11 protein-coding genes are annotated in these 14,238 nt (G+C 55.6%); all 11 read left to right on the top strand.

The features are described 5' to 3' along the window. The first annotated feature begins 70 nt into the window (after positions 1–70). The 11 genes from atzF to A0G03_RS01985 all read left to right on the top strand — a co-directional run bounded on the left by atzF (position 71) and on the right by A0G03_RS01985 (position 14,231). Positions 71–1,873, top strand: a complete 1,803-nt coding sequence (atzF, locus tag A0G03_RS02035) for an allophanate hydrolase (protein WP_048260005.1) — start codon at positions 71–73, stop codon at positions 1,871–1,873. Next, a complete protein-coding gene (uca, locus tag A0G03_RS02030) occupies positions 1,866–5,480 on the top strand; it encodes an urea carboxylase (RefSeq protein ID WP_048260006.1) in 3,615 nt (1,204 codons plus the stop codon). The genes atzF and uca overlap by 8 nt, the downstream gene beginning before the upstream one ends. Positions 5,481–5,553: 73 nt before the next feature. Then, a complete protein-coding gene (locus A0G03_RS02025; protein WP_048260007.1) occupies positions 5,554–6,327 on the top strand; it encodes a GntR family transcriptional regulator in 774 nt (257 codons plus the stop codon). Then, complete coding sequence (urtA, locus tag A0G03_RS02020) at positions 6,324–7,592, top strand: urea ABC transporter substrate-binding protein (RefSeq protein WP_048260008.1); 1,269 nt, start codon at positions 6,324–6,326, stop codon at positions 7,590–7,592. The genes A0G03_RS02025 and urtA overlap by 4 nt, the downstream gene beginning before the upstream one ends. Positions 7,593–7,635: 43 nt before the next feature. Next, entirely contained in the window at positions 7,636–9,225 is a 1,590-nt protein-coding gene (gene urtB, locus A0G03_RS02015; RefSeq protein ID WP_048260009.1) for an urea ABC transporter permease subunit UrtB, read from the top strand. Positions 9,226–9,248: 23 nt separating this feature from the next. Continuing rightward, a complete protein-coding gene (urtC, locus tag A0G03_RS02010) occupies positions 9,249–10,325 on the top strand; it encodes an urea ABC transporter permease subunit UrtC (protein ID WP_048260566.1) in 1,077 nt (358 codons plus the stop codon). Continuing rightward, positions 10,318–11,154 (top strand): urea ABC transporter ATP-binding protein UrtD, encoded by an 837-nt coding sequence (gene urtD / locus A0G03_RS02005; protein WP_048260010.1) that lies wholly within the window; start codon positions 10,318–10,320, stop codon positions 11,152–11,154. The genes urtC and urtD overlap by 8 nt, the downstream gene beginning before the upstream one ends. A gap of 1 nt (position 11,155) precedes the next feature. Continuing rightward, entirely contained in the window at positions 11,156–11,854 is a 699-nt protein-coding gene (gene urtE / locus A0G03_RS02000) for an urea ABC transporter ATP-binding subunit UrtE (protein ID WP_048260011.1), read from the top strand. Positions 11,855–11,982: 128 nt separating this feature from the next. Continuing rightward, a complete protein-coding gene (locus tag A0G03_RS01995) occupies positions 11,983–12,432 on the top strand; it encodes a hypothetical protein (RefSeq protein WP_048260012.1) in 450 nt (149 codons plus the stop codon). A gap of 142 nt (positions 12,433–12,574) precedes the next feature. Further along, on the top strand, positions 12,575–12,895 hold the full coding sequence (locus A0G03_RS01990) for a metalloregulator ArsR/SmtB family transcription factor (RefSeq protein ID WP_072062024.1): 321 nt from the start codon (positions 12,575–12,577) through the stop codon (positions 12,893–12,895). A gap of 46 nt (positions 12,896–12,941) precedes the next feature. Beyond that, positions 12,942–14,231: an arsenic transporter gene (locus tag A0G03_RS01985; RefSeq protein ID WP_101749477.1), complete on the top strand. Its 1,290-nt coding sequence runs from the start codon at positions 12,942–12,944 to the stop codon at positions 14,229–14,231. Positions 14,232–14,238 lie beyond the last annotated feature (7 nt).

Raw genomic sequence — 14,238 nt, 5'->3', positions numbered from 1 at the left:
AAAGTGGTGAAAACTGGCATGGTTTTCGCTTTAGTGAATTCAATCTTGTATACCAGATGGGATTCACACTATGCCAAGAATGACGGGACTCACGCTTCAGGAATGGAAACAGCATCACCAACAGCAGGCTGATAGCGTAGGAGAGACGCTAAGTGCGCTGCTCGCCAGCTTCTCGACGGACGATCCGGCGTGGATCGTGCTGGCGACCCCCGAGCTGCTTGAGGCACAGATCGCGGCGCTGCTGCCTCTGTATCGTGAAAACCCAGACGCGCTACCGCTGTTCGGCGTTCCCTTTGCTGTCAAAGATAATATTGATGTTGCAGGCTGGCCGACGAGCGCGGCGTGTCCGGCATTCACCTATCTGGCCGACAAGGATGCGACTGCCGTTGCCAAATTAAAAGCGGCAGGCGCGGTGGTTGTCGGTAAAACCAACCTCGATCAGTTTGCCACTGGCTTGGTGGGCACGCGTTCACCGTTTGGTGAAGTACCGAATACCTTCAATGCGGACTATATCAGCGGCGGTTCCAGTTCAGGATCGGCTTCGGTGCTGGCGCGGGGGCTGGTCGCATTTTCATTAGGCACCGACACCGCCGGATCGGGGCGCGTTCCCGCGGGGTTTAATAATATCGTCGGCCTGAAGCCGACGAAAGGGTGGCTATCGGCAAGCGGTGTCGTTCCTGCTTGTCGCCTGAATGACACGATCTCCGTGTTCGCATTAACCGTCGAAGATGCGTTTACCGTCGCGGAACTGGCTGGCGGATATGATACCGCAGATGCTTATTCGCGCAGCCATCCGGGCAGTGCGCCAGCCTTGCTGCCGGAAAAACCGCGCGTTGCTATTCCCAGCGATCCGACCTTTTTTGATGATGCCGTCGCACAGGCCGCATGGCAGCTCGCGCTGGTCGAATTAGAAGCGACGGGCGCGACGCTGCATCCCATCGATTTCAGCGTATTCACGCAGTTGGCTGAACAGCTTTACCAAGGCCCTTGGGTAGCGGAACGCACGGTAGCGGTGGGCGATATGCTGCGGCAACCTGAACTGATGGATCCGGTGGTGTACGGCATCGTGGCGAGCGGTGAGCGTTTCAGCGCGGTAGAGGCTTTCAAAGCCGAATACCTGCGGGCCGAACTGGCGCGTCAGATTCAGCAGACGCTGGCCTCGTTCGATGCGTTAGCGGTGCCGACGTCGCCGACGATTCATACGCGTGAGGCGATGAAGCAGGAGCCGGTGCGTAACAATTCCCAGTTGGGAACCTACACCAACTTTACCAATCTGGCCGATCTTTCGGCGCTGGCACTGCCTGCGCCTTTCCGTGCTGACGGTTTGCCTGCGGGTATCACGCTGATTGCACCCGCGTGGCACGACCGTGCATTAGCGAGTTTTGGCCTGCGCTGGCAGGCACAGCTGGCGCTTACGCTGGGCGCGACGGGAAAAGCGCTGCCTGCAGGACCAACCACCTTACCGCCTTCCATCTCACACGTCCGCCTCGCCGTTGTCGGCGCGCACCTGACGGGTATGCCGCTCAACCATCAATTGACCAACCGTGATGCGGTACGGATAGAAGAGACGCACACCGCGGAAAACTATCGTCTTTATGCGCTGGCGAATACGCAACCTGCCAAGCCCGGTTTAGCGAAAAGCACCGATGGCGCGGCGATCATCGTCGAACTATGGGACATCCCGCTGGCGCGTTTTGGTGAGTTTGTCGCAGAGATTCCGGCACCGTTGGGAATCGGTACGTTGATGTTAGCCGACGGGCGACGAGTTAAAGGCTTTATTTGCGAACCGGCTGCGTTAAGCGACGCCACGGATATCACCGCGTTCGGCGGCTGGCGTCATTGGCTCGCCCGTCAGGAGGCGTCCCATGTTTAAGACCGTATTGATTGCTAATCGAGGTGAGATCGCCTGCCGTGCGATGCGCACGCTAAAGCGCTTGGGTATCACCAGCGTGGCTATTTATTCCGACGCGGATAAAAACGCACAGCATGTGAAAGATGCCGATATCGCCGTATCGATTGGCGGGGAAAAGGCCAGCGACAGCTATCTGTGTATCGATAAGGTATTGGCGGCTGCCCAGCAGACGGGAGCAGAAGCGATCTGGCCGGGCTACGGTTTTCTATCCGAAAGCCTGCCGTTTGCTGCCGCGTGTGAAAAGGCGGGTATCGCGTTTGTTGGGCCAACCGCGCAGCAAATTGGCGAATTTGGCCTGAAGCACCGCGCCCGTGAACTGGCTGCGGCTGCCGGTGTGCCGATGACGCCGGGAACGCCGCTGCTGGCCTCGTTGGAGGACGCGCTGGTCGCTGCAGACGAGATCGGCTATCCGGTGATGCTGAAAAGTACCGCCGGTGGCGGGGGAATTGGCCTGACGCGCTGTGCCGATGCTGCCGCGCTGCAAGCCGCGTGGGAAAGCGTGCGTCGGTTGGGCGAGCAGTTTTTCAGCGATGCAGGTGTCTTTCTCGAACGCTGCATCGATCGGGCGCGTCACGTAGAAGTACAGATTTTTGGCGATGGCAAAGGCCGTGTGGTGGCGCTGGGCGAACGTGATTGCTCATTACAGCGGCGCAACCAGAAAGTGGTGGAAGAGACGCCCGCACCGCATTTGCCAGAAACCACACGCGCGGCGTTGCTGGCTTCGGCAGTGAAGCTCGGCGAACTGGTCAGCTACCGCAGCGCGGGAACGGTGGAATTCATCTACGACGCCGAGCGCGACGCGTTCTTTTTCCTCGAAGTGAATACCCGCTTGCAGGTTGAACATCCAGTGACGGAGTGTGTCACCGGGCTGGATTTGGTCGAATGCATGCTGCGCGTTGCGGCGGATGAACCGCTTGACTGGGCGCAGCTCACACAACGACCGCGTGGCGCGGCGATTGAAGTACGACTCTATGCGGAAGATCCGCTGAAAAATTTCCAACCCAGCCCCGGCGTGCTGACTGAAGTGGCGTTTCCCGACGGCGTGCGGGTCGATGGCTGGGTAAGCACTGGCACCGAGGTATCTGCGTATTACGATCCGATGATCGCCAAGCTGATCGTTCACGCAGAAACCCGTGAGCTGGCGCTGGAGAAGATGCAGCAGGCGCTAAATGCTACGCGTTTGCACGGTATTGCCACCAATCTGGATTATCTGCGTCAGATTATCACCACCGACGCGTTCCGTAGCGGAACGGTATGGACGAGGATGCTCGATAGCTTTACGCCGTCGGCGCCAGTGATTGAAGTCATCCAGCCCGGCACCTGGAGCAGCGTGCAGGATTACCCCGGACGCCTCGGCTATTGGGATATCGGTGTGCCGCCGTCCGGCCCGATGGACGATTTCGCGTTCCGTCTGGCGAACCGCATTGTCGGTAATGATGACGCTGCGGCAGGGCTGGAGTTTACGCTGCAAGGGCCGACGTTGCGTTTCCACAGTACGGCGGTGATTGCACTGACGGGAGCTGATTGCCCAGCGACGCTGGATGGAGACGTCGTGCCCTATTGGCAGCCCGTCACGGTAACGGCTGGGCAAACACTGACGCTGGGGCGGGCGCAGTCCGGTTGTCGTACCTATCTGGCGGTACGCAACGGCATTGATGTACCGCAGTATCTCGGCAGCCGCTCGACGTTCGCGCTCGGGGAATTTGGCGGTCACGCCGGACGAACGCTGCGCGTGGCGGATATGCTGGCGATTTCGCAACCCGCATTACCTGCCTGCACTACGCCTGCGCCGGTGAGCGCCCCGCAGGCCGTGGACATCGCGCTGATTCCGCAGTACGGCAACGAATGGCGCATTGGCGTGCTCTACGGCCCGCACGGTGCGCCGGACTTCTTTACCCACGCGGCAATCGACGAATTTTTCGCGGCAGAATGGCAGGTGCATTACAACTCGAACCGACTGGGCGTGCGTCTGGTGGGGCCGAAGCCCAGTTGGACGCGAGAGAACGGCGGTGAGGCCGGTTTGCATCCTTCCAACGTTCACGACTGTGAATACGCCATCGGCGCGGTGAATTTTACTGGTGATTTTCCGGTGATCCTCACGCGCGATGGGCCAAGTCTGGGCGGATTTGTCTGTCCGGTCACCATTGCCAAAGCGGAACTGTGGAAAGTCGGCCAGGTCAAACCGGGTGACCGCATCCGTTTCCATCCTATCAGCGCGGAGGAGGCGCTGGCACTGGAACAGGCGCAGTCTGCTCGTGTTTCCACGTTGGGTACAGCACATGCACCTGCGTTCGACATTCCTTCGTTAGCGACGACAGAACACGGTTCCGCAACGGTGCTGGCTGCCGTGCAAGCCACGGCGACCACGCCAGTTGCCGTCTATCGTCAGGCAGGCGACAACTACGTTCTGATCGAGTACGGCGAGAACGTGCTCGATCTGGCGCTGCGGCTGCGTATTCATCTGCTGATGATTGCGATCCGTGCTTCGGCGACGGCGGGAATAGAAGAGCTATCGCCTGGCGTGCGTTCGCTACAGGTACGTTATGACAGCCGGATTATCCGCCAGCGTGCGCTGCTGGACGTGCTGCTGAATCTGGAAAGCCAGCTCGGCGATGTCAGCCAGATGACAGTGCCGTCGCGTATCGTCCATTTGCCAATGGCGTTTGAAGACAGCGCCACGCTCGGTGCGGTTGAACGCTACCGTGAAACGGTACGCGCTAGTGCGCCCTGGCTGCCGAATAATGTCGATTTCATCCAGCGTATTAATGGTTTATCGAGCCGTGATGACGTGCGTGACATCATTTTCGATGCCAGTTACCTGATTCTGGGGCTGGGCGATGTTTATCTCGGCGCGCCCTGTGCGGTGCCGGTCGATCCGCGTCACCGTCTGCTTAGCTCCAAATACAATCCGGCGCGCACCTTCACTGCCGAAGGCACGGTCGGCATCGGCGGCATGTACATGTGCATTTACGGCATGGATTCACCGGGCGGCTATCAACTGGTGGGGCGCACGCTGCCGATCTGGAACAAGTTCCTCAAAAATGATCAGTTCATCGCGGGTGAACCGTGGCTGCTACGTTTCTTCGATCAGGTGCGGTTTTATCCGGTCAGCGAAGCCGAACTGACGGCGCTGCGTGAGGATTTCCGCGAAGGACGCGCCGCGATCCATATCGAAGAAACCGAATTTGATTTCTCTGAGCACACGCGTTTTCTAACCGAACAGGCCGACGATATCGCCGCGTTTCGCCAGCGTCAGGCCTCTGCATTTGAAACTGAAGTGGCGCTGTGGCAGCAAGAAGAGGACAGCACGCCGCAGGAAGACGTTTTAATCGCTTCTGTAGAAAACGACGAAGATGCCTTTCAGGTCAGTGCAGATATGAACGGCAATATCTGGAAAGTGCTGGTGAAGGTAGGGGATGAGGTTGAGGCCGGACAGCCGTTGATCATCGTTGAAGCGATGAAAATGGAACTAACGATTAGCGCGCCGCAGTCAGGCCGGGTGAAGCGCATCGGCTGTCAGCCGGGGCGTCCGGTCAGTCCCGGTGATGCCCTGCTATGGCTGGAATAAGGACCAGTTGGGATAAAGGGACGAGTCTGCATAAAACGGACGACAGGTAATAAACGGCGAGGCGGAGAAAACCATGCGAACAGGCACACAAAAGAATAACAAAGATCGCCCGGAAGCGTTGGCGGAACGGGTGTATCAGACGCTGAAAAACGACATTTTCGACTTTCGTCTGATGCCGGGCGATCGCTTCAGTGAAAGTGAGATTGCCGAGCGGATGTCGGTTAGCCGCACGCCGGTGCGTCAGGCGCTGTTCTGGTTGGAGCGGGAAGGGTATGTCGAAGTCTATTTTCGCAGCGGCTGGCAGGTGCGCCCCTTTGATTTTGAGTATTTCGAAGAACTGTATGACTTCCGCATTGTGCTGGAGCGCGAAGCCATTCGTCGACTGTGCGGGATGCCGCCGGGGCGCTGCGCCGAGTTATTGGCGGATCTGAAACGCTTCTGGATTGAGGAACCGCGTCTGGATGATGGAAAGACCGTGTCCCGCTACGACGAAGGGTTTCACCGTGGGCTGGTTATGGCGGCGGGCAACAGTGAAATGGCTCGGATTCACGGCGAACTGACGGAGAAAATCCGCATTATTCGCCGTCTCGATTTCACCCGTGAGGATCGCATCGACGCGACCTATAAAGAACACGCCCAGATTTTGCTAGCGATATTGCAACAACACACTGAGGAGGCGCAGCGCATTCTAACCGACCACATTGCGGTCAGTAAGGCCGAAGTCAGGAAGATCACCTTACACATGCTACAGCAGGCACGGCCTCAGTCAGTTACTACAGAACCAGCTTCACCAGACGCATCACACGATTCCATTCTCACTCAACACGACTTAAGGGCTAATAAATGAAAAGACGTTCATTGCTAAAAGTTTTTGCGCTGTCTGCGACAGTGGTTGGTATGGGGTTGACCTGGAGCGTGCAGGCGGCGGAAACCATCAAAGTCGGGGTAATGCATTCGCTGTCCGGCACGATGGCGATTTCGGAAACGCCGCTGAAAGATGTGGCACTGATGGCCATTAATGAGATCAATGCTAAAGGCGGCGTGTTGGGTAAAAAACTGGAGCCGGTAGTTGTCGATCCCGCGTCGAACTGGCCGCTGTTTGCTGAAAAGGCGCGTCAGTTGCTAACGCAGGATAAAGCGGCGGTGGTTTTCGGCTGTTGGACATCGGTGTCGCGTAAATCGGTGCTGCCGGTGTTTGAAGAGTTAAACGGGCTGCTGTTCTATCCGGTGCAGTATGAGGGCGAAGAGATGTCGCCGAACGTATTCTATACCGGTGCGGCACCGAATCAGCAGGCGATCCCTGCCGTGGAATATCTGATGAGTGAAGACGGTGGGGCAGCGAAGCGTTTCTTCCTGCTGGGTACCGATTATGTCTATCCGCGTACCACCAACAAGATCCTACGCGCGTTCCTGCATTCAAAAGGCGTGCAGGACAAGGATATTGAGGAAGTCTATACGCCGTTCGGGCACAGCGATTATCAGACCATCGTTTCCAACATCAAGAAATTCTCGACGGGCGGTAAGACGGCGGTAGTTTCTACCATCAACGGCGATTCCAACGTTCCGTTCTATAAAGAGCTGGCGAATCAGGGCATCAAAGCGACCGATGTGCCAGTTGTCGCGTTCTCGGTAGGTGAAGAGGAACTGCGCGGTATCGATACCAAACCGCTAGTCGGCCATTTGGCGGCGTGGAACTACTTTGAATCGGTTGAGAACCCAACCAACACCCAATTCGTCGAAGCCTATAAAGCCTACGCCAAAGCGAAAAACCTGCCGAATTCGGGCACGGTAGTGACTAACGATCCGATGGAAGCCACCTACGTCGGGATTCACATGTGGGCGCAGGCGGTAGAGAAAGCGGGCACCACGGACGTGGATAAAGTACGTGCCGCTATGGCGGGTCAAACCTTTGCCGCACCGGATGGCTTTACGCTGACGATGGACAGCACCAACCACCATCTGCATAAGCCAGTGATGATTGGCGAAATCGAGGAAAATGGTCAGTTCAACGTGGTCTGGCAAACCGATAAACCGGTTCGCGCCCAACCGTGGAGCCCGTACATCGCCGGCAATGATAAGAAGCCCGATCATCCAATAAAAGCCGCACAGTAAACGTCGCCCCGTCCAACGGTTGGACGGGGATTCCCTCTCTAATATGGCGGACATTGCGATGATTAATCGTCAATTATCTACGTTTGTGCTGTCGCTGTGTCTGATGCTTCCTGTGTTAGCACAGGCTGGGCCCGCAGCCGATTTCGCCGCCGCCAGCCGCACGCAGCAGGCAGAGCTACTGCAACAATGGGCCGCTGCGCCGGAGCCTGCGCGCTTGCCGCTGCTACAGGCACTGCGCGCCGAATCGGTGGTACTCGATCAGAATCAACAGCCGTTTATGGATGTGCAAGGCACGTTAACGCCGCTGGAAGGGCATGCTCAACCGACTGGCGCGACTAAAAAACTGTTTATGAATAACCGTCTGCGCGTGCTGATTGCCACCGCGCTGGCTTCACACCAGTTAGTCAGTGATGAGGTCGCAACGCGCCTGAATGCGGTGCGGCAATTGCAAGGTGACAGCAGTGCGGAGCAACTGCCGCTATTGGTACAACGGCTTGAGGTAGAGAAAGACGCACAGGTGCACGATGCGCTGAATATCGCTATTGCTACCCGCCAGTTAAGTGCTGCCGACCCACTGGTGCGTCTTGATGCGGTTAAACGATTAGGACAGACCGGCGATCCGCAAATGCAGGCACTGTTACAGCCGTTGACGCAGGCACCGAATGAATCAGATACCGGTGTGCGTGCGGCAGCGCAGGAGAGTCTGGATCAGATTAAGCAAAGTTTGATCGTCGGCGATCTGTTAGGGCAGGCGTTTACCGGGCTGTCGCTTGGCTCGATTTTGCTGCTGGCGGCGCTGGGGCTGGCGATCACCTATGGATTATTGGGCGTCATCAACATGGCACACGGTGAAATGTTGATGCTGGGCGCGTACGCGACTTGGCTGGTGCAGTCGCTGTGCCAGCAGTTTGCGCCGGCCTGGCTGCCGTATTATCCGCTGTTGGCGTTGCCTGTGGCCTTCTTTATCACGGCGGGTGTTGGCATGACGCTGGAGCGCACGGTGATTCGCCATCTCTATGGTCGTCCGCTGGAAACGCTGCTGGCAACGTGGGGTATCAGCCTGATGCTGATCCAACTGGTGCGGATGCTGTTCGGTACGCAGAATCTGGAAGTCGCGAACCCTGCGTGGCTGTCCGGCGGGCTGCGCCTGTTGCCGAATCTGGTGCTGCCGTATAACCGTATTGCGGTGATCTTGTTTGTCCTCGGCGTGCTGTTACTCACCTGGTTATTACTCAATAAAACACGGCTCGGCATGAATGTGCGGGCGGTGACGCAAAACCGGGCGATGGCGGACTGTTGCGGCGTGCCGACCGGACGCGTCGATATGCTGGCTTTTGGTCTCGGATCTGGCATAGCGGGGCTGGGTGGTGTGGCACTGTCTCAGTTGGGTAACGTCGGGCCGGAACTGGGACAGGGTTACATCATCGATTCCTTCCTCGTCGTTGTGTTGGGCGGCGTCGGACAGCTTGCAGGGACAGTGGTGGCTGCATTTAGCCTCGGCATTCTCAACAAAGTGCTGGAACCGCAGATCGGCGCAGTGCTGGGTAAAATCGTCATTTTGGTACTGATCGTGTTGTTTATTCAGAAACGGCCACAGGGGTTGTTTGCATTCAAAGGACGGGTGATTGACTGATGACGCAACCTATTACGCACTCTATTAAACAGCCGATGACGATAACCCTGACGCAGCGCGCACCGCGACTCATGCTTGGCCTCGGTTCGGGCATGCTGTTGGTCTTGCTGATACTGCCATTTTTCGCGCTGTTGCCCGCAGAGAACCCGCTGGCTATCTCCACCTACACGCTGACGCTGATCGGCAAAATTCTGTGCTATGCCATTGTTGCCGTGGCGTTGGATCTGGTGTGGGGCTACGCGGGGCTGCTATCGCTCGGTCACGGTCTGTTTTTTGCGCTGGGCGGCTATGCCATGGGCATGTATCTGATGCGGCAGGCCGCTGGCGAGGGGATGCCCGCGTTTATGTCATTCCTGTCGTGGACGGAACTACCGTGGTTCTGGGCAGGCACACAGTATTTCGCCTGGGCGCTGTGCCTGATCGTACTGGTGCCGGGCATACTGGCGTTTGTATTCGGCTGGTTCGCGTTCCGTTCCAAAATCAAGGGTGTCTATTTCTCGATCATGACGCAGGCGCTGACCTACGCCGGGATGCTGCTGTTCTTCCGTAACGAAACCGGCTTTGGTGGGAATAACGGATTTACCGGTTTTACTACGCTGCTGGGCTTCCCCATTACGGCCACGGGTACACGTATCGGGCTGTTTGTCGCCACCGTGCTGCTGCTAACCGCCAGCCTGTTAGCGGGGTTTGCGCTGGCGCGCAGTAAATTTGGCCGCGTGTTGACGGCGGTGCGCGATGCGGAAAACCGTCTGATGTTCTGCGGCTATGATCCGAAAGGCTTCAAACTGTTTGTCTGGACGCTTTCCGCCGTGCTGTGTGGGCTGGCGGGGGCGCTGTATGTGCCGCAGGTTGGCATCATCAATCCCAGTGAAATGTCACCGACCAACTCCATCGAAGCCGCTATTTGGGTCGCGCTGGGCGGACGCGGAACGCTAATTGGGCCATTGCTCGGCGCGGGGATCGTCAACGGTGCGAAAAGCTGGTTTACCGTGGCCTTTCCTGAATACTGGCTGTTCTTTTTGGGACTGATGTTTATTCTCGTCACGCTGTTTTTGCCGCGTGGTGTGATTGGATTGCTGACGAGGAAGAAACATGACTGAACCTGTATCTGTACCGTCAGTGCCTGCACTGACGGTTTCTTCACCGACCCAGTTTGCCCAGCTACACCCGTCGGATCGCCATCGGCACCAGACCGATCCGGTGCTGCAACTCGACAAGATTAACGTGAGTTTTGACGGTTTTCAGGCGCTCACCGATCTCTCGTTGCAGATTGGCGTGGGGGAACTGCGCTGCATCATCGGACCAAACGGCGCGGGGAAAACCACGCTGATGGATGTCATCACCGGCAAAACGCGGCCGGATAACGGTAAGGTGTTTTACGATCAATTTACCGATCTGACGACGTTATCACCCGTGGACATTGCACGCGCTGGAATTGGGCGAAAATTCCAAAAGCCGACCGTGTTTGAGGCGCTGACCGTGTTCGAAAACCTCGAAATTGCGCTGAAAACCGACAAGTCGGTGTGGGCAAGCCTGCGTGCCAGGCTGAACGGCGAGCAACGTGACCGGATTGACGACACGCTGGCGCTGCTGCGACTCGGTCACGAACGGCAGCGACCAGCAGGGTTGTTGTCGCATGGACAAAAGCAGTTTCTGGAGATTGGCATGCTGTTGGTTCAGGAACCGCATCTGCTGTTGCTCGATGAACCCGCCGCCGGGATGACGGATGCAGAAACCGCCTACACCGCCGAACTGTTCCGCAGTCTGGCGGGCAAGCACTCGCTGATGGTGGTGGAGCACGATATGGGATTTGTCGAGAGCATTGCCGATCGCGTGACCGTGCTGCATCAGGGGCAGGTGCTGGCGGAAGGATCGCTGCGTGAGGTCCAGGCTAATGAGCAGGTCATTGACGTTTATCTGGGGCGCTAACATGTTAGAAATTGCAGAACTGAATCAATATTACGGCGGCAGCCACATTCTGCGCGGTTTGTCGTTTGAGGTAAATCCCGGCGAGATTACCTGTCTGTTAGGGCGTAACGGCGTGGGGAAGACCACGCTGCTGAAATGTCTGATGGGGCTGATTCCGGCGAAGTCCGGCACGATTCGCTGGCAGGGCGAGGCAATTAATACACGTAAACCCCACCAGCGCGTGCAAGCAGGTATTGCCTATGTACCGCAGGGACGAGAAATTTTCCCCCGTCTGACGGTGGAAGAAAATCTGCTGATGGGGCTGTCGCGTTTTCCGGGCAAACAGGCGCGACAGGTACCGGATGAGATCTACCAGCTTTTTCCCGTATTGGATGAAATGAAACAGCGGCGCGGTGGCGATTTGTCCGGTGGGCAACAGCAACAGCTGGCGATTGGACGTGCGCTGGCCTGTAAACCACAGCTGTTGATTCTGGATGAACCGACAGAAGGCATACAGCCGTCGGTGATTAAAGAGATCGGCGCAGTGATTCGCCAACTGGCGCAGCGTGGCGATATGGCGATCCTGCTGGTTGAGCAATTTTACGACTTTGCCGCCGAACTGGCTGACAGCTATCTGGTGATGTCTCGCGGGGAAATCATACAGCGCGGGCGAGGCGAAACGATGGAGCAGGACGACGTACGGGGATTGGTCGCGATTTGAGTGCAGTTACCTTGGTTTCATTTCGTTAGTGCAAAATTTTCATACTGGTCAGGCAAGCGGTGTAAAATACAACCTTAAGAAGATAGTTCATTGTTTGGCTTCAGTTAAAAAGGGAAGGAGACTTAAGGATGAGTAAACCGCTGAAGATTTTTGCTGCGATCGGCACCATCGTTATTGCTGTTGTGGTTGGCGCGATATGGCCGTATATCAAAATGGATTTTGCCAGCAGTGCGCATTATACCGAACAGGATAAAAGGGAATATGCGTTCTATACCCCCGATATTCTGAAAAACATGCCGCATATTACCGATCGCTATGCCTTCAGTTTTTCGAACGTAACGGGTCCTGAAGCTAAAGTATGGACGGTGAATTTCTATGGCACTGGCGATACCCGCAATGTTCACACCTATCTGACTTCGGTGGGGTATGAGAAGCAGGATCGTTGCGATGTTGAGGCTGAATGTTGGCGAGCGGTTGGCACTCATGATGTTGTGACGGTTGCGACATTTGATACCGATAAAAGCGTGATGGTTCAGGTTTATAGCAGCCCGTATGGTGAGCCATTGCCACTCAAATAATCATGTCAGGCGCAATGGCTCCATTGTACTTAAGTTTCAGCGTCATTCCTTCTGCTCCTTAACTACATTTTGCATTAGAGGATTCTAATTCCAATATATATGAATTAACATATATGTATATGGAGTGTATTGAGAGCCAAAAATGCTACAACCCGTCCAACTTTTCAAAATCCTTTCCGATGAGACTCGGCTATCCATCATCCTGCTGCTCAGAGAAGCGGGAGAATTGTGCGTCTGTGATATCTGCGCTGCCACCACGGAATCTCAGCCTAAAATTTCCCGCCATATGGCAATATTACGTGAATCAGGTTTAGTTCTTGATCGCCGTGAAGGAAAATGGATTCATTATCGATTGTCTCCACACATGCCTGCTTGGGCCGCAGAAACGATTAGTACCGCATGGCAATGCCTGCGTGATGACGTTCGTCGGTGTCTGGCTAAATCCGCTTCTTCTTCATGCTGAAATAGGAAGAGATATATTCTTTTTTCCATATGTGATGAGGTTTGATATGTTATTGGCAGGAATCATATTTTTACTGACCTTGATCCTGGTGATTTTGCAACCCAGAGGTCTCAGTATCGGATGGAGTGCTAGCATCGGGGCCGTATTCGCGCTGTTCAGCGGGGTCATTCACCTCAATGATATTCCGGTTGTCTGGAATATTGTCTGGAACGCGACGGCGACGTTTATTGCGGTGATTGTCATCAGCCTATTGCTTGATGAATCGGGTTTTTTCGAATGGGCGGCATTGCACGTATCCCGATGGGGAAACGGGCGCGGGCGTCTGTTGTTTACCTGGATTGTTTTACTGGGCGCTGCCGTTTCTGCGTTGTTTGCCAACGACGGCGCCGCGCTGATCCTCACGCCGATTGTGATTGCCATGCTGTTGGCTTTGGGGTTCAGCACTGGTACGACGCTGGCATTCGTTATGGCTGCAGGATTTATTGCTGATACGGCTAGCCTGCCGCTGATTGTTTCTAATCTGGTTAACATTGTGTCTGCCGATTTTTTCAACCTTGGGTTTGCTGAATATGCATCGGTTATGGTTCCCGTCGATATTGCAGCGATTATCGCGACGTTGATTATGTTACACCTGTTTTTTCGGAAGGATATCCCTGCAACCTACGACGTATCTCGGTTAAAAGTACCGGCAAGTGCCATTAAGGATCTGGCAACGTTCAGAGCGGGTTGGATTGTTTTGGTGCTTCTGCTTACCGGATTTTTCGTCCTCGAACCTTTGGGGATTCCCGTCAGTGCTATTGCGGCCGTGGGCGCAACTATTTTGCTTGCAGTGGCAAAAAAAGGTCATGCCATCAATACGGGTAAGGTACTGCGTGGTGCGCCATGGCAGATCGTAATTTTCTCACTCGGTATGTATTTAGTGGTCTATGGTCTGCGCAACGCGGGGTTAACGGAATATCTTTCCAGTATTCTGAATCTGTTTGCGGAGAAAGGACTGTGGACTGCCACACTTGGCACTGGCTTTATGGCCGCGCTGCTTTCCTCAATCATGAACAATATGCCCACAGTGTTGATTGGTGCCTTATCTATCGACGGCAGCACCGCATCTGGTGTTGTTAAAGACGCAATGATTTATGCCAACGTCATTAGTTGTGATTTAGGACCCAAAATTACTCCTATTGGCAGCCTGGCGACACTGCTTTGGTTACATGTGTTATCACAGAAAAACATGACGATCAGTTGGGGATACTATTTCCGTATCGGAATTGTCATGACACTGCCTGTGCTGTTTGTCACGCTGGTTGCGTTGGCACTGCGGCTATCCATCACGTTGTAATGAGATA

It is taken from the genome of Pectobacterium peruviense (assembly GCF_002847345.1).
In the GTDB taxonomy this organism is placed as follows: domain Bacteria; phylum Pseudomonadota; class Gammaproteobacteria; order Enterobacterales; family Enterobacteriaceae; genus Pectobacterium; species Pectobacterium peruviense.
Note: the sequence above shows the minus strand (reverse complement) of the source record. Positions and strands in the feature narration are given on the sequence as shown.